The 18,733-nt window shown below is 44.2% G+C and carries 11 protein-coding genes; all 11 read left to right on the forward strand.

All coding sequences use genetic code 11. The features are described from left to right. The first annotated feature begins 75 nt into the window (after positions 1-75). The 11 genes from JL001_RS16505 (at position 76) to JL001_RS16555 (ending at position 18,712) form a co-directional block, all read left to right on the forward strand. Positions 76-2,553, forward strand: a complete 2,478-nt coding sequence (locus JL001_RS16505; RefSeq protein WP_200978072.1) for a glycoside hydrolase N-terminal domain-containing protein — start codon at positions 76-78, stop codon at positions 2,551-2,553. Between the two features lie 18 nt (positions 2,554-2,571). Beyond that, positions 2,572-3,987 (forward strand): acetylxylan esterase, encoded by a 1,416-nt coding sequence (locus JL001_RS16510; RefSeq protein ID WP_200978074.1) that lies wholly within the window; start codon positions 2,572-2,574, stop codon positions 3,985-3,987. Between the two features lie 28 nt (positions 3,988-4,015). After that, complete coding sequence (locus JL001_RS16515; protein ID WP_200978076.1) at positions 4,016-4,975, forward strand: glycoside hydrolase family 43 protein; 960 nt, start codon at positions 4,016-4,018, stop codon at positions 4,973-4,975. Positions 4,976-4,999: 24 nt separating this feature from the next. Further along, on the forward strand, positions 5,000-5,836 hold the full coding sequence (locus tag JL001_RS16520; protein WP_200978078.1) for a sialate O-acetylesterase: 837 nt from the start codon (positions 5,000-5,002) through the stop codon (positions 5,834-5,836). Between the two features lie 13 nt (positions 5,837-5,849). Beyond that, positions 5,850-7,769 (forward strand): alpha/beta hydrolase-fold protein, encoded by a 1,920-nt coding sequence (locus JL001_RS16525; protein ID WP_200978079.1) that lies wholly within the window; start codon positions 5,850-5,852, stop codon positions 7,767-7,769. A gap of 165 nt (positions 7,770-7,934) precedes the next feature. Beyond that, positions 7,935-9,881 (forward strand): glycoside hydrolase family 97 protein, encoded by a 1,947-nt coding sequence (locus tag JL001_RS16530; RefSeq protein WP_200978087.1) that lies wholly within the window; start codon positions 7,935-7,937, stop codon positions 9,879-9,881. 203 nt (positions 9,882-10,084) lie between these two features. After that, complete coding sequence (locus tag JL001_RS16535) at positions 10,085-11,455, forward strand: glycoside hydrolase family 43 protein (protein WP_200978095.1); 1,371 nt, start codon at positions 10,085-10,087, stop codon at positions 11,453-11,455. Positions 11,456-11,523: 68 nt separating this feature from the next. Beyond that, positions 11,524-13,266 (forward strand): glycoside hydrolase family 43 protein, encoded by a 1,743-nt coding sequence (locus JL001_RS16540; RefSeq protein WP_200978097.1) that lies wholly within the window; start codon positions 11,524-11,526, stop codon positions 13,264-13,266. Positions 13,267-13,509: 243 nt separating this feature from the next. Further along, positions 13,510-14,436, forward strand: a complete 927-nt coding sequence (locus JL001_RS16545; protein WP_236252860.1) for an alpha/beta hydrolase — start codon at positions 13,510-13,512, stop codon at positions 14,434-14,436. A 183-nt stretch (positions 14,437-14,619) separates the two neighbouring features. Next, complete coding sequence (locus tag JL001_RS16550) at positions 14,620-15,768, forward strand: endo-1,4-beta-xylanase (protein ID WP_200978101.1); 1,149 nt, start codon at positions 14,620-14,622, stop codon at positions 15,766-15,768. Positions 15,769-15,991: 223 nt separating this feature from the next. Further along, complete coding sequence (locus JL001_RS16555; protein ID WP_200978103.1) at positions 15,992-18,712, forward strand: glycoside hydrolase family 3 protein; 2,721 nt, start codon at positions 15,992-15,994, stop codon at positions 18,710-18,712. Positions 18,713-18,733: the final 21 nt, after the last annotated feature.

Raw genomic sequence — 18,733 nt, forward strand, 5'->3', positions numbered from 1 at the left:
ACCGATTAACCCCGGCTCGGGCATTGACCTACTTAAATTAAAATTGGGCCATATAACAGATAACCTAATAAAACCATGAATAAACAAATAACCCTTTTAACAATTTTTATTTTGCTTTGCCTGTCCTGTGGGACTTCCGAAAAGATGGACCAAAGCATCGCGGTTTCGGATGCCCATTTGCGGCTTTGGTACGATGAACCTGCGGAACAATGGGTGGAAGCTTTACCGATCGGAAATGGCCGACTAGCGGCAATGGTATTTGGCGACCCCAAGAAGGAAACCATCCAACTCAATGAGAATACCTTATATGCCGGACAGCCTTATAGAAATGACAAGCCCGAGGCCAAAGAAGCTTTATCAGAGGCCAGAAAGCTGATTTTTGAAGGGAAGTATGATGAAGCGCAAGGACTTATCGATCAGAAGTTTTTTAGTGGTGTTAATGGGATGCCTTATCAAACATTGGGAAACTTAAGGTTGGATTTTGAAGGCGAAGAACCTACTTCCGATTATTATAGAGAGCTTGATCTGGAAACAGCCATAGCAAGTACTCGGTATAAAAAAGGCGGCGTAAACTATGAAACCAAAGTGTTCTCCTCCTTTCCGGATCAAGTGATTGTGGCCCAAATAACGGCGGATAAGACAGGTGCCATCCAATTTTCAGCCACCATGGACCGGCCGGAGCAATTTGATATGCGCATCAATGGCAATGATGAATTGATCCTCACGGGAATTTCCAGTGATCATGAAGGCATCAAAGGAGGAGTGGAATTTGAAGCACAGGTGAAAATTGTCACTGAAGGTGGTGAAATAACCGCTAATGACAAAACTTTGGAAGTAAGCGGTGCGGATATGGCCACCTTGTACATTTCCATGGCTACCAACTTTGAAAACTACCAGGATATCACCGGGGATGCGACTGCAAAAGCCAATGCCTACCTGGAAAAGGCTATCAACAAAGGTTTTGAGGATATTTTAAATGATCATGTGGCCGATTACCAACAATACTTTAAGCGGGTGAGCCTTGATCTTGGGCAAACTACCTCCGTAAATAAGCCCACAGATGACAGAATTGTTGAATTTTCACAGGGAAATGATCCGCAGTTAGTCGCCCTTTATTTTCAGTTTGGCCGTTACTTGTTAATTTCTTCCTCCCGTCCAGGAGGTCAACCGGCCAATTTACAGGGGATATGGGCAGATCAACTCAAGCCTGCCTGGGATAGTAAGTATACGGTCAATATCAACACCGAAATGAACTATTGGCCTTCGGAGATCACCAATCTAACTGAGATGAATGAGCCCTTGGTCCAAATGGTCAGAGAACTATCCGAAACAGGGAAGAAAACGGCTAGAGATATGTACGGAGCTTCAGGTTGGGTGATGCACCATAATACAGATATTTGGCGGATTACTGGACCGGTTGACGGGGCTTTTTGGGGACAGTGGCCCATGGGCGGAGCCTGGCTTTCCCAACATTTGTTTGATAAATATGAATATGCTGGTGATAAAAACTATTTGGAGTCTGTCTACCCCATTCTCAAGGAATCTGCCCAATTCTATTTGGACTTTTTGGTGGAAGAGCCAGACAAGGGCTGGTTAGTAGTGGTGCCTTCTGTGTCACCTGAAAATGCACCTGCTAACGATCATGGTGCATCGGTTTCGGCAGGAACCACCATGGACAACCAGCTGGTTTTTGACATTTTCACCAAGACGACACGTGCTGCCGAAATTTTGGGAGTAGACACAGAGCTGAGACAAAAAATTGACGAAAAGCTAGGGGGATTGCCTCCGATGCAAATAGGAAGCTGGGGTCAGCTGCAAGAATGGATGTACGATTGGGACAATCCAGAAGATCATCACCGACACGTTTCTCACCTATACGGGTTATACCCTTCCAATCAGATTTCTCCCTATCGTAATCCAGAACTGTTCAGTGCTGCACAAACATCTTTGGAAGCAAGAGGAGATGAATCAACAGGATGGTCCATGGGTTGGAAAGTAAACTTATGGGCGCGATTACTTGACGGCAACCATGCCTTAAAGCTGATCCAAGATCAGCTGTCCCCATCGATACAACCTGATGGAAAACAAAAAGGAGGAACCTATCCCAATTTATTTGATGCCCATCCACCTTTTCAGATCGATGGGAATTTTGGTTGTGCAGCGGGAATTGCTGAAATGTTATTACAAAGCCATGATGGTGCTATTCATCTTTTACCAGCTTTGCCTGATGCTTGGGAAGATGGTAAAGTGAGTGGTTTACGTGCCAGAGGTGGATTTGAAGTGGTGATGGAATGGAAGGAGAAAAAAACTCAGCAGGTAGTCATTAAGTCCTCGCTGGGAGGATTGTGCAGGATCCGGTCTTATTTTCCCCTGAACGGAAAAGGACTTAAACCAGCCACAGGGAAAAACAGCAATCCATTTTTTCAGACTACCGAAGTAAAACCGGCTTTGTTTGCTTCAGAAACTACATTAGTGCCACCCGTTTTGGATGAAATATATGAATACGATTTGTCCACCAAAGCAGGTGAGAAATATGAACTTCAAGCTAAATGATCCTCATCAGATAGTAACATGCAAAAACTGATCAAGCAATACAACAAAAAAAGGCCGAATAGGAAGGTGCTAATGGTATCAATTCTGGTTTTACTGAATGTCCTGTCACTGGTGGACAATGGACTTTATGCCCAAGGTTGGAACCGTGACAGCCTTAATAAGCAGACCCAGCTGGACTACGGAGAAATGATACAAAATTTGGGACTTAAAGCCGCTATGCGTCCAGGACCTTCCGGGGATCCCAGTGCCCCTAATGCAGCAAACACTGATGAATCTAAAGTGTGGAATTATACTTTGCCAGACCCTTTGGTGGCCAATGAGGGGGACCTGATTACATCAGAGGATGCTTGGTGGAAGGTAAGAAGACCCCAAATCCTCAAGGACTTGGAAACTGAAATGTTTGGAACTCTTCCAGAAAACTTGCCCGCTGTGACCTGGCAGGTGGTTGCTGAGAAGGATACTATAATTGCAAATTATCCGGTAACCGAGAAGTTGCTTATCGGTAAAGTGGACAATGCTTCCTTTCCCGAAATAGATGTGGAGATTGAACTGCTGGTGGGAATACCTGTAGCAGCTACCAAAGCAGTACCGGTTGTAATGGAGTTTGGATTTATCCGCTGGCCATTTGGCAGTCCTTCTGCAGAGCCTAATAGTTACTTTATTTCTCCTTATGAACCACGTTGGAAACAGCAATTACTTAGCAAAGGATGGGGATATGCTATTCTGGTTCCTTCAAGCATTCAGGCTGACCACGGTGCAGGTTTAAGGTCTGGTGTCATAGGCCTGGCTAACAAGGGTAAATTCCGGAACCCGAAACAATGGGGAGCCTTGCGGGCTTGGGCATGGGGAGCCAGTAGGGCCATGGATTATTTCGAGTCAGATCCTGATGTGGATGCTTCCAGAATTGGTATTGAAGGAACCTCACGTTATGGGAAAGCAGCATTGGTCACTATGGCATTTGACGCCCGGTTTGCGCTTGGGTTTATTGGCTCTTCCGGAGCCGGTGGTGCATCAATCCTGAGAAGGAACTTCGGTGAGCAGGTAGAAAACTTGGCCTCATCGGCTGAGTACCATTGGTTTTGTGGGAATTTCCTGAAATATGCCAGTGACCTTACCGTGGATGATCTTCCAATAGATGCCCATTCCTTAGTGGCGCTTTGTGCTCCAAGGCCTGTGTTTATAAGTGCTGGTTCACCTTTTATAGAAGGACAGTGGGTGGATGCCAAAGGAATGTTTTTGGGCGGAGTCCATGCAAGCCCTGTTTATGAGCTATTGGGCATGAAAGGATTTACTTCTTCGGATTTTCCGGAAATGGGGGCTTCAATGACTGAAGGGGAGATTGCATACAGGCAACACGCAGGAGGCCATTCCACTGGACCCAACTGGAGCACATGGATCGCTTGGGCCTCCCGATATTGGAACCCTAATAAATAAAAAAAATAATGTTTTAAGTAAATAAAAAATGAAACAGATATTCCGTTTAACCTTTCTTTTTTGTGTTGTAGTGTTAGGGGAGTCTTATGGCCAGAACCCAATCATCCGTGAGGTTTTCACGGCAGATCCAGCACCGATTGTCTATAATGATACGGTCTTTTTATATACCAGCCATGATACAGCAAGTGTAGATGCCACCAACTACCAAATGAAAGATTGGTTGGTTTTTTCTTCCACTGATATGGTCAACTGGACCAACCATGGGGCGCCACTTTCCCCAAAGTCTTTCTCATGGGCCACGGGTGATGCATATGCGGCCCATTGTATTGAAAGAGATGGTAAGTTTTACTGGTATGTATCCACTTTTCATAAAAAGGATGAAAATAGTGGTGGCGGTGCGGCCATTGGAGTGGCAGTTGCCGACAGCCCTACAGGACCTTTTAAGGATGCTTTAGGAAAGGCTTTGATTGTTAATGAAATGACTACTGATAACGAACATGGTTGGGATGATATTGACCCGGCAGTTTTTATTGATGATGATGGTCAGGCTTATCTCTATTGGGGCAATGGAAGCTGTAAATGGGCCAAGCTCAAAGAAAATATGGTAGAATTGGACGGTCCTATTCACCATTTTAAGCCAAAGAATTTTATAGAAGGCCCTTGGGTATACAAAAGGAAAGACCTGTATTACTTGGTATATGCCAGTGCCGGTACCCAACCTGAAATGATAGAATACTGTACTGCATCAAGTCCTGAAGGACCCTGGACCTATCAGGGAATTATTATGGAAAATGTTCCCAATTGTTTTACTGTCCATCCAGGGATCGTTACTTATAAAGAAAAAGATTATTTCTTTTATCATAATGGGGTGCTGCCTAGCGGAGGAAGTTATAGAAGATCCATTTGTGTTGACTATATGCATTACAACCCAGATGGTACCATTCAAAAAATAGAACAAACCCAACAGGGGGTACTGTCGGTAAAATAATCTTTAAAGCAAATAATCAAACTAATGAACACGATATTGAGATGGATTCCTTTGACCCTGGTTCTTATTGTTATGGGGTTTTCAAGCCAAGCACAAGACAAGAACTTTTACATTTTTCTGGCTTTTGGCCAGTCCAATATGGAAGGAGCCGCAAAGTTTGAGGAACAGGATATGGACGTGGACCCGAGGTTTCAGGTGCTGCAGTCTATCGATTGTTCTGGTCTGGATAGGGAAAAGGGCAGTTGGTATCCTGCAGTGCCACCCTTGACCAGATGTCATACAGGGCTTACGCCTGTGGATTATTTTGGTAGGACTTTGGTGGAAAATCTCCCTGACAGTATTCGGGTAGGGGTGATCAATGTGTCTGTGGGAGGATGTAGAATTGAGCTTTTTGAAAAAGACAAGTATAAAGCCTATGTGGAAACAGCCCCTAATTGGCTTAAAAACATGGTCAAGGAATATGACGGAAACCCTTACCACCATTTGGTAGAACTGGCAAAAACTGCCCAAAATGATGGGGTCGTCAAGGGAATACTACTGCATCAAGGGGAGTCCAATACAGGGGATTTAGACTGGCCACAAAAAGTAAAAGGAGTATATCAAAATCTATTGGCTGACTTGGACTTGGCTTCAGAAGAAGTTCCTTTATTGGCCGGTGAAATGGTCAGTGCAGCGCAAGGGGGAAAATGCGCCAGTATGAATGCCATCATTGCTACCTTACCTGAAGTGATCCCCAATGCACATGTGATTTCATCTGAAGATTGTGAGGCCGTTTCCGATGGGCTACATTTTTCAGCAGCAGGATACAGGGAACTGGGTAGACGATATGGAGCGCAAATGCTTTCGATTATAGGAAATTAACTTTTAAATAACCATGAGAAAAATAACCTACTTATTGATTTTACTTATTGGGACCGTTGCTTTAAGCTTTGGTCAGCAAATAGAAAAAGAAGCTCCAGAGGGTTTTGACCAAGTGCAAAGTGGTATTGCACGTGGAAAGCTAGATACGGTGGAGTATCAATCAAAAACTGTGGGCACAAAGCGCAAAGCAGTTGTTTATACCCCGCCGAACTTTAATAAGAATAAAAAATATCCCGTATTGTACCTGCTGCATGGAATAGGTGGAGATGAAACGGAATGGTTACGCGGTGGACAGCCTCAAGTGATCATGGATAATCTCTATGCAGCAGGAAAGGCCGAACCCATGATCATCGTCATGCCTAATGGCCGGGCGATGAAGGATGATCGGGCTACTGGAAATATCATGGCCAGTGACAAAGTGGAGGCCTTTTCCACCTTTGAGAAAGACCTGCTTCATGACCTGATACCTTTTGTTGAAAATAATTATCCCGTGTTGGCGGACAGGGAACATAGGGCTATTTCAGGTTTGTCCATGGGAGGTGGCCAAACCCTGAATTTCGGCTTGGGAAATTTAGACCATTTCGCCTGGGTAGGCAGTTATTCTGCAGCACCCAACACTAAAAGTCCTGAAATACTCGTTCCTGATCCAGCCTATGCCAAGGATAAATTAAAGTTGCTTTGGATCTCTTGTGGAGATCAAGATGGGCTTTTGGGTTTCAGTAAGCGCACCCATGATTACTTGGTCAAAAATGAAGTCCCCCATATTTATTATTTAGAGGAAGGTGGCCATGATTTTAAGGTATGGAAAAATGGACTATACATGTTCTCCAAAATGCTTTTTAAGCCGGTTGATCCATCTAAATTTAACCAGTACAGTCCCTTGGGGATTCCAGCTTCTACAAATGTCAGGGGAGCCAAATATCCACAAATTATGCCTGATGGAAGCGCTAAGTTTAAGGTAAAGGCGCCTGTAGCCGATAATGTACAACTTGATTTGGGAAAGAAATACCCAATGACTCCAAATGGTAAGGGGGAATGGGAAGTGACCACGGATCCATTGGGAGAAGGTTTTCACTATTACTCCTTATTGATTGATGGAGTACCTGTTGCCGATCCGGCCAGTGAGGCCTATTATGGCATGGGCAGGATGGCCAGTGGAATCGAAGTGCCTTTCGATGGAGATGATTATTACGCAGTGAAAAATGTTCCTCACGGAGAGATCAGACAGGTCAGGTACTATTCATCGCTATTAAGATCCTGGAGGAGATTTTTTCTCTATACGCCCCCAGGATATGATATGGACACGGATCGTGAGTACCCAGTACTCTATATCCTGCATGGAGGCGGAGAGGATGAAAGGGGCTGGGCACAGCAGGGGAAGACCGATTTGATCCTTGATAATCTTATTGCTGAAGGGAAGGCCCAAGCCATGCTGGTAGTTATGCCCGATGGAAATATGCCTATAGCTGCTTTTGAGGAAAGAGGGCTGCAAATGTTCGAAAACGAATTAAAGAATGAGATCATTCCGCATGTGGAGAAGCACTTTCGCACGCAAAAAGGTGCTAAGAATAGGGCTTTAGCAGGACTTTCCATGGGGGGAATCCAGACACTTTATGCTGGAATCAAAAATACAGACCTGTTTTCCCACTTAGGTGTCTTCAGCTCAGGGTGGATCTCTCAGCGTCAAGGCAGCATAGCTGAGGGTCAATACGCTTTTATGAGTGATAATGCAGAAAAGATCAATAATGACCTAAGTCTTTTTTGGATTTCCATGGGAGGAGAGGAAGATATCGCTCATGATAATTGTGAGAAAATGCTTGGGGAGTTTGATAAGATGGGAATAGACTATAAGTATAGCGAGTATTCTGGAGGGCATACCTGGCCCGTATGGAGGCATGATCTTCATAGCTTTGCTCCTTTATTATTTCAATAAGTGTCAATAGATGAATAAAGTGAATTGCTAATGAAACCTTACAGGTTTCCCCTCTTGATTGCTGTTGGTTAGTTTTTTTAGGTCTTTAAACCTGTAAGGTTTTGTGGGGTTCTCAAAAAAATAAATGTAGGGTTGATACCTTCTAAATTATTCAAAAGTTCAAAAATGAAAATTATTTCTTTTACACTTTTATGTGCCTTTTGCATGCTGCTTACCGCGGAAGTTGATGCACAAAATGCCAAGACCGTTTCCAGCCCTGATGGAACACTCAAAGTTAAAATTGCTATTAACAATGGTTTGGCCCAATATGCGGTTCATTTTCAGGATACGGTAATGTTGGAGAACTCCCCTTTGGGCCTGGTAACCAATGAGGGAGACTTTACCTCCAATATGAGTTTTGTGGATGCTTCCACTGGGAAAATCGACAAGTCCTATACCCAGGATAAGATCAAGACTTCCTCTGTACAGTATCAGTCCAATACCTTGACTTATACGGCCAAGAATGAGGAAGGAAAGCAAATTGCTTATCACTTTCAGGTGAGCGATCATGATATCGCATTTCGGTATGAATTGCCCAAATGGGGAGATACCAAGGCAACAGTAGTGGAGCGGGAAGTGACGGGGTTTAGTTTTCCTTTAGTTACTACCGCTTTTCTCTCTTCCATGATGAAGCCCATGACGGGCTTTGCCCGAACGGCACCCAGCTATGAAAGTGGCTATGTGACGGATGCGGCTTTGGAAAGTACCACGGCGGAATTTGGCTATGTTTTTCCTGGCTTGTTTAAAATCGGTGAAAATGGATGGGTACTGCTCTCCGAAACCGGGGTAGGAAGTAATTATAATGGAGCACACCTTAGTAACTTTAAAGATGGCGTGTACACCGTGGAATATCCCCAAATGGAGCAAAATAATGGATTCGGCAGCACAGGCGCACAAATAGGTCTTCCGGGCTTTACGCCATGGCGCACCATTACCGTTGGAAAAACGCTCAAGCCGATTGTGGAAACCACCATTCCTTTTGATGTGGTGGAGCCGCTGTATGAGGCTTCCCAAGCTTACCAATATGGGAAAGGCAGTTGGAGCTGGATCGTATGGCAGGACAACAGTATGAATTATGAAGACCAGGTGCAATATGTCGATTTGGCTGCAGCCATGGATTTTGAATACATCCTGATCGATGCCTGGTGGGATGAAAGAATTGGCTATGAAAAGATGGAAAAACTGATCAACTACGCCAATTCAAAAGATGTGGATGTATTCCTTTGGTACAATTCCAATGGTACGGCCAATGATGCTTTCCAGACGCCCTTGAACAAAATGAACACTTCCATCGCCAGGAAAAAGGAAATGAAATGGCTCAAGGAAGTAGGAGTGAAAGGTTTGAAAGTGGACTTCTTTGGTGGGGACAAGCAGGAGACCATGCGGCTATATGAAGACATCTTGGTGGATGCCAATGACCATGGCTTAATGGTGATTTTCCATGGGGCCACAGTTCCGAGAGGCTGGGAGAGAATGTATCCCAATTTTGTAGGAAGTGAAGCTGTCCTAGCTTCGGAAATGCTCATATTTTCCCAAGGTGTCCGAGAGAAAGAAGCATTTTATGCCTCCTTGCATCCCTTTATCAGAAATGCAGTGGGCAGCATGGAGTTTGGAGGGGTTTTGCTTAATAAATTCCTTAATAGGGGAAATAGACAAGGCCAAGAACGCTTGACCACAGATAGCTTCCAATTGGCCACCGGGATACTATTTCAAAACCCTGTTCAGATGTTTGGTTTGACGCCAAACAACATGACCGATGTGCCTGAATTTGAACTGGAGTTTTTAAGGGAACTGCCCACTACTTGGGACGAAACCGTCTTTATTGATGGTTATCCGGGAAAATACAGTGTCTTGGCCCGAAGAAGTGGGAAGCAATGGTATATCGCAGGCGTCAATGCTGAAAATACTGTTAAGACCTTGAAAATCGATCTTCCTATGCTCAAAGGACATGAGGTCTCATTATACAATGACGATGAAGAAAGACAGGCCACACTCCAAAATGTGAAAGTTGGCAAAAATGGGGAATTGACCGTTACGGTTCAGCCGAGGGGAGGCTTTGTGCTGGCTCAATAAATAGAACACCTGGATAAATGATATAATCCAGCATATTCCCCCAATGGAAAATGGTATAGACCTGCCTGGTTTGTATAACGAGTATATACAAACCAGGCAGGTCTGCAACGGTCGGATTCCAATAGGCATCGGTCATCTGAGATGATCAATGCATGGAGATGACTAATTGCCTTATTTATAGGATAGTATAAAAAAATAGACAGATGAAATTTCTTTTCAGAATACTCATAATATCCGTGCTTATTTCAGGTACGGGTATTCTACAAACAAAAGCACAAAACCCTATCATTCAAACCTCCTATACTGCGGATCCTGCGCCTATGGTTTACAATGATAAGGTCTATTTATACACCTCTCATGATGAGGATAATTCAACATGGTTTACCATGAATGACTGGAGACTGTACACAACTGAAGATATGGTCAACTGGACAGATCATGGGGCAGTTTTGTCTTATAAGGAATTTAGTTGGGGCAAGATGAATGCTTGGGCACCTCAGTGTATAGAACGGGATGGGAAATTCTATATGTATGTGCCGATTACTGATAGAAACAATAAAAACGGCATTGGTGTAGCGGTATCTAACAGCCCTTATGGGCCTTTCATAGATCCATTGGGCAAACCTTTGATCAGCAATAGTATGGCGGATATTGACCCGACTGTTTTTGTGGATGATGATGGTCAGGCATACCTGATGTGGGGAAACCCGGTGTGTTATTATGTGAAACTGAATGAGGATATGATTTCTCTTGATGGGGAGATTGGGCAGTTTCCCAATACAATAGCAGCTTTTGGCAAGCGGGAAGGCAAGGCTGATCCACGTCGTCCCACGACCTATGAGGAAGGCCCTTGGTTGTATAAAAGAAATGACCTGTATTACCTGCTCTTTGCGGCGGGTCCATTACCTGAACATATTGGTTATTCAACCAGTACCAGTCCGACTGGCCCTTGGAAGTACCAAGGTGTTTTGATGCCCACCGAAGGAAGGAGCTTTACCAATCATCCAGGTATAGTGGATTTCAAGGGGAAAACCTATTTGTATTATCATAATGGTGCCTTGCCTGGAGGGAGTGGATTTAACCGATCCGTCTGTGTCGATGAGGTAAAGTTCAAAGAAGATGGGACCATTGTTCCCATGAAAATGACAGCAGGAATCACAGAAATTCCGGGAACAATCAACCCTTATATCAAAAATGAAGCGGAGACAATTGCTTGGTCGGAAGGGGTAAAAGCCAATAAGAATGAGGTAGTGGGGAATTTTATTATTGCCACCAAAAACGAGGCCTTTTCCCAAGTAAGGGGGGTAGATTTTCGTGATAAGGGTCCTACTGAATTTACCGCAAGGGTAGGAACCGTACATAACGGCAATGTAAGTTTGGAGATCAGGCTAGACAGTTTGGACGGGGAGTTAATGGGCACTGTCAATGTACCGCTAACAGGAGGAGATGACAGGTGGTCTTTGGTCTCTACAAAAGTAGCACAGGTCGATGGTAAACATGATTTGTACTTTATATTCAAAGGAAAAGCACCTAATAATATCATGTTTTTCGACTATTGGAGTTTTTCCGATTAGCGAAGTCCTTTTCCTGAAGGAAATTTTAAAATCAGCATCAAATATTGAATCAATTCAAAAACAATAAAATGAAAAAACAACCTATTATCCTATTGGCTTTTTTTTTGGCCACCTTTGCTTTTAATCTAGTTTTAGCAAGACAGAAGGCAGACAATAGTCCTCTGTTTACCAAGGTCATTTATCAGGGGAATGATCAGGTTTATAATGAAAATCCACTTGAAAAGGATGAATTTTATAATCCGATTCTTCAAGGATGTTATCCTGATCCGGCCATTACCAGAAAGGGTGATGATTATTACATGGTAGTATCCTCTTTCGCCATGTTCCCGGGGGTGCCGATTTTCCATTCTAATGATTTGGTGAACTGGACCCAGATCGGTCATGTGCTGGATAGAACTTCTCAGCTAGATGTGCATGATACAGGAATAAGTGGAGGAGTGTACGCTCCGGATATCCGTTATAATCCGCACAATGATACTTTCTATATGATTACCACTGCGTTTGCCGGAGGTTTGGGGAATTTTGTGGTCAAAACCAAAGACCCAATGCAAGGCTGGAGTGAGCCGTATAAATTGAATTTTGAAGGTATTGATCCAGCCATTTTCTTTGATGATGACGGAAAGGCCTATGTGGTGCATAATGATGCGCCAACGCAGGGTGAGGAATTGTATAATGGTCACCGCGTGATTAAGGTTTGGGAATATGATCTTGAGAAGGATCAGGTTATTGCGGGAACAGATAAATTGATCGTCAATGGGGGAGTGGACCTTTCTAAAAAACCGATTTGGATTGAAGCCCCACATATCTATAAGAAGGACGGTAAGTATTATTTGATGTGTGCTGAAGGTGGTACTGGAGGCTGGCACAGTGAAGTGGTTTTTGTGAGTGATGATCCAAAAGGGCCATATATACCTGCGCCAAGTAATCCGATTCTTAGCCAGCGGTATTTATCCCAAAATCGTGAAAATAAGGTGGATTGGGCAGGCCATGCCGACCTGATTGAAGGACCTGATGGAAAATATTACGGGGTATTTCTAGGTATTCGTCCCAATGAAAAAAATAGGGTAAATACAGGCAGGGAAACCTTTATTCTACCAGTGGATTGGTCGGGTGAGTTTCCTGTTTTTGAAAATGGTTTGGTGCCCATGGAACCCAAGTTGAAAATGCCAGCAGGCGTGGAAAACAAAACTGGGCAGGAAGGCTTCTTTCCAAATGGTAACTTTACTATTATAGAGGATTTTTCTTCCAAAAAATTGGACTACCGTTGGATAGGTCTGAGGGGACCAAGAGAAGCCTTTATTTCCCAAAGCAAAAAGGGACTACAGATCAAACCTTTTGATACCAATATCAAAGAGGTCAAGCCTACTTCCACGCTTTTTCACAGACAGCAGCATAAAAATTTCTCATTCACTGCGACATTGGAATATCAACCCCAGTCTGAAACAGATTTGGCTGGCTTGACCTGTGTGCAAAGTGAGGCCTTCAATTATGTGTTTGGGATTACCAAAGTGGACAATGAATATGTATTGCTCCTGGAGAGAACCGAAGCAGAGGGCAGAGGTAGAAACCGTGCGTTGAAGTCAGAAATTTTGGCAAGTACCAATATTGACCTTAAACAACCTGTTTCATTAAGGGTAAGTGCAAAGGGAGATGATTTCGAATTTAGCTATTCTACCAACGGAACTGATTTCCAAAATCTGGGAGGTACAGTGTCCGGCGATATCCTTTCCACGAATGTAGCTGGTGGATTTACAGGCAATTTGATCGGTCTTTATGCTACCAAAGCCAATGATGCCTATCCTACGGAGTAGATAGACTAAAAAATCCATTAACGCCAAAGCATGAAATACTTTTTTAAACCACCAACCAAAAGAGGTGGGGACTTTATGTCCTCACTTCTTTATTGACAGGATCCAGTTTGGAACTTACCGAAGAATTAGGTCAAGTAGCTCAGTTCGAATGGTACTTGGAGGACCGTGCCTTGTATGAGGTCATGGCTAATGATATAATCGATTAATTTTAATCTATTTAATAACCTTATTATGTTTTATTTGATGAAAAACCTCACCAAAACCGTTTTTGCAATTGTCTTGCTTTTTAGCATCAACCTTACCATGGCGCAGGATGGAACCATGTATCCAATTGACAACCCGGAGGAACCCAATGCCATCCCACTGGGTACAGGAGGTGTGGAAGGTCAACCTGCTCCTGAGACCTGGTTTCGCCAATGGGGCGACCCAATGGCCAGAAACATCAGTACCGCCACACTGACCCCTTTTTTTCCAGAACCCGGTAAGGCCAACGGCACAACGGTGATCGTAGCGCCCGGAGGTGGTTTTAGATGGCTTTCAATGGGGAACGAAGGTTGGGAAGTGGCCGAAGCACTAGCTGAACAGGGGATCACGGCATTTGTATTAAAATACAGGTTGCATCCGACACCTGAATCACTGGAAGATTTCAGCAATTCCATGAACAGGACCTTTGAGGCAGCATCTAAAGCAACAGGAGACGAAAAAGCTCCTCCGAGACCTCGAAGGATCCTTTCTGATCAACTCGAAGACGCAGAAGCTGCCTATGCCATGATTGTTGAGCGTGCCGAAGAGTGGGGAGTTGACACAAACAGGATAGGCATGATTGGCTTTTCGGCGGGAGCAGGACTTACCATGCACTGCACACTCAATTCAGAGACCATGGATTTGGCCTTTATCGGCCCTATCTACGGGGGGATGGGAGAGGTAGCTGTGCCAAAGGATGCTCCTCCAATGTTCAATGTTATTGCCAGCGATGATTTTCTGTTTAACGGGCAATTTGGTGTGATCAGTTCTTGGTATAAAGCTGGTATACCAGTAGAGTTTCACCTTTACCAAAATGGAGGTCATGGTTTCGGCCTGGGAAATCCCGATCGTACTAGCAACAGTTGGTTTGAGGCTTTTATGCACTGGTTGGATGTGAATGACTTTCTGAAGGGGGGTGACAGGTAAAAACAGGAGAGTAGGGACAGATGTAAACATATACCGAAAGCCCTTTAAGATTGAGACCCTGATGGGTGATCTTTTACCGGGAAGATTCTCCCTGGTACCAAATGACAAGAGAACCGTATATTGATTCGGCTTTTGTATAAGCGCATAGGACTGATTACCCTAAACCCAAAACAAACCTATTGAATGAAAAAACTTGGACTAAATTTTTGGACTTTTATTGCATTAAGTCTATTTATATTCAGTTGTAGCCCTTCTGATGAGATGAAACCGGACTTGGATGGTCAGCCGGATTCCAATGATGACCAACAGCCCCCAAATGAAGAAGTAGAGGCTGTACCTCTAAAAGAACTGTTCAAAGACTATTTCCCTATTGGAGCAGCGATCACACCTCAGCATGTGGATCCCAATACGGCGCACGAGAAAGCACTGTTAGAACATTTTTCCAGTGTGACAGCGGAGAACGTCATGAAACCGGACCAATTGCAACGTAATAAGGGAACATTTACCTGGGACAATGCCGACAAGATAGTGCAATTTGCCAAGGAGCACAGTATCAAAGTCAGGGGACACTGTCTGACCTGGCACTCCCAGACTTCTGACTGGATGTTTTATGATGAAGATGGAGAACTTTTACCCAAGGAAATTGCCTTGGACCAACTGGAAGAACATATCACTACCTTAGTGTCCAGGTACAAAGGAGAGGTATATGCCTGGGATGTGGTGAATGAAGCCCTTTACGATTGGGATCCTGATGGGGTCATCTTTTACCGGGAAGATTCTCCGTGGTATCAAATGATAGGAGAGTCGTATATTGATTCGGCTTTTGTATATGCCCACAGAGCCGATCCAGGTGCCAAACTGTTTTACAACGATTACAATTCTATTTTTGGCTGGAAAAGGGACAAGATATTTGAATTGGTCAAAAGGTTAAAGGAGAATGATATCCCTATCGATGGCATTGGGATGCAGGGGCATTGGTTTGTAGGGACTTCAGAGGAAGACATCCGTGCCACATTGGATTTGTACAAACAGTTGGGGGTTGAAATTCAGATTACGGAATTGGACGTATCGGTATATTTGTCAGGAGACGAGACTGGCTCTGAGACCTACACAGAAGCATTTTCCATTAGGCAAAAGCAAGCGTACCGAATGATTTTCCAGGTCTTGCTGGATTACAGCGATATCATTTCAGGAGTGACGTTTTGGGGAATTGGAGATGATGGGACTTGGCTGGACAAACCGGGACGTAAGGCTTTTCCGTTTTTGCTGGACGAAAACTTACAACCCAAACCGGTGTATTTTGAAGTGCAGAACTTGGTGCAAAACCACTGATGCTTGCCCTTAAGTGTTACTGAGTTGACGGTTCAAAGCTCTTGCAAAAGCGCAGAGACGCTAAGGAAGAAGTAGCTTAAACCCTCTGCTTAGGAATTGTTAAAAGTGATTATCATGGAGATTTTGCCTCTTGACAAGGCCAGTGTCCACTCAGCTTTAACTCAGCATTAGCATGAAATTAGATGGATAAATGGATAATTGATACCACCAAAATAACTTAATAATGAAAGTAAAATCTTTAGAAATACCTTCAATTCACAAATTAGGATTTAGTTTTAGTGCCATGGGGTTAAAATATTGGGGATTAGGCTTCCTGTTTTACTTTATGGCCGGAAATATGGTCAGCGAGGCCCAGGAGGGTAACCCTGATTTTTCCTTTTTTGATACGGATAAAAACTTCGAAGAGCGGGTGGATATTCTGGTGGATCAAATGACCTTGGAGGAGAAGGTAAGTCAAATGATGAATGCCTCTCCGGCCATTTCCCGTCTAAAAGTCCCAGAATACAATTGGTGGAATGAATGCTTGCATGGTGTAGCTAGAGCAGGCTATGCCACCGTTTTCCCCCAGTCCATTTCCGTTGCGGCTTCTTTTGATAAAGGCCTTATGAAGGAAATAGGCACAGTGATTTCCGATGAGGCCAGGGCCAAGCACCATGAGTTTATCAGAAATGGCAAAAGGGGGATTTATACCGGACTGGATTTTTGGTCACCCAATATCAATATATTTCGGGATCCACGATGGGGAAGAGGCCATGAAACTTATGGCGAAGATCCTTATCTCACCGGAGAGCTGGCTTCCCAATTTATAGAGGGCTTGCAAGAGTATGATGGAAAATACCTGAAGACGATTGCCACTTCCAAACACTTTGCCGTCCATTCCGGACCAGAGCCACTTCGACATTCTTTTGATGTGGATGTGAGTGACAGGGACTTGTATGAAACCTATCTTCCTGCATTCCGAAAAACAGTTAAAGAGGCAAAGGTGTATTCTATCATGGGGGCGTACAATCGTTTTAGAGGGGAGTCCTGCAGTGGTCATGACTTTTTGCTGAATAAGGTTTTGAGGGAGCAGTGGGGATTTGAAGGTTATGTTGTTTCAGACTGTGGTGCCATCCAAGATATTCATACGGGCCATAAGATTGCATCAACAGCAGCGGAAGCTGCGGCAATTGGAGTTTCTGGTGGTTGTGATTTGAATTGTGGAAATTATTATGTTCACCTTACTGATGCCGTGGCGCAAGGTTTGGTAAGCGAGGAAGAGATTGATGTTGCGGTAAAGCGACTGTTTTTGGCCAGGTTTAAATTGGGAATGTTTGATCCTGAGGAAGCGGTTTCTTATGCCCAAATTCCTTTCGGAATCGTCTGCTCCGAGGCCCACAATACCTTGGCAAGACAGGCAGCCCAAAAAAGCATGGTGCTGCTGAAAAATCAGAATGATTTACTGCCACTATCGGTGGACAAGGTCAAAAAAATAGCGGTAATAGGCCCCAATGCGGACAATGTGGAATCGCTTTTGGGCAACTATCATGGCATACCCAAAAAGCCGGTCACTTTTCTGGAGGGAATAAAGCACAAGGTGGGGCCAAAGGCTGAAGTAGTGCATTCAGAAGGCGTACATCCTGCCGAAGGGTTTTATAACCTGAAGCCCATTCCTTCTGCTTATTTTGAAACGGAAGATGGACGTCAGGGACTCAAAGGGTCTTATTATAATAACCTCAACTGGGAAGGTGAGCCGGTCTTGGAACGGATAGATGACCAAATTGATTTTTCTTGGGAACACCAGCCCATTTCGAAAGAGCTGATCGATAATTTCTCTGTAAAATGGGAGGGTTATCTGGTTCCTCCGGAAAGTGGACGTTATGAATTCGGTGTGTTTTCAAAAAGAGGTATGAAAATACGTATTGACGGGAAAGAAATATCCAATGGGTCGGGTACCATTCACCGGGGAAGATATGCCACCGATATTGTTTCCTTGAAAGAAGGGAGAAGGTATAAGGTGGAAGTCACTTTTTTCAGTGATGAGACCAATGCCATCTCCCAAATGCTGTGGGCAAGGCCGGATGTCAGCAAGATAGATGAGGCGGTTGCACTGGCCAAAAGTGCGGACTTGGCCGTGGTGGTGCTGGGATTGTCCCAAAGACTGGAAGGGGAAAGCATGGATGTGGTCACCCCAGGATTTGATGGAGGAGACCGTACCGCGATCACTTTGCCGGCACAGCAGGAAGCTTTGCTCAAAGCCGTCAAAGCTACGGGAAAACCGGTGATTTTGGTGCTGAATGCGGGCAGTGCCATGGCGATCAACTGGGCCAAAGAAAATGTGGATGCCATTATTAGTGCTGGTTATCCGGGAGAAGAAGGTGGTAATGCGCTTGCAGATGTGGTCTTTGGAGACTATAATCCTGCGGGCAGGCTGCCAATCACCTACTACCAATCGGTGGAGGATTTGCCACCATTTGAAGATTATGATATGAAAGGCAGGACCTACCGTTATTTTGAAGGTACTCCGCTTTATCCATTTGGCTACGGTCTCAGTTATACCCAATTTGAATATACCGAGCTGACAATTCCTACTCAGGTAAAAGCTGGAGAAGCTGTATCCCTAAGCGTGAAAGTGACCAATACTGGGGAGAGGGCAGGTGATGAGGTAGTCCAGTTATACCTGACAGACCAAGAAGCATCTACTTTTCGGCCAATTCGGCAACTGGAAGCTTTTGAACGGATACACCTTGAACCTGGAGAAAGTAAAGAAGTGAGTTTTACCTTATCTTCCAGACAGCTTTCCATGATCAATGCCCAATCCAAAAGGGTCATTGAAGAAGGAAGTTTTACGGTGCATGTGGGTGGAAAGCAGCCTGGCTTTGAGGGTGATTTGGATGTGGAAACTACCATGGTGGTAAAAGGTGAATTTCAGGTCAAGGGCAGTCAGGAGCTAGCTGATCTTTAAATTTTTGTTTTATATTCCAAT

The organism is Echinicola sp. 20G (assembly GCF_015533855.1).
Classification (GTDB): Bacteria; Bacteroidota; Bacteroidia; order Cytophagales; family Cyclobacteriaceae; genus Echinicola.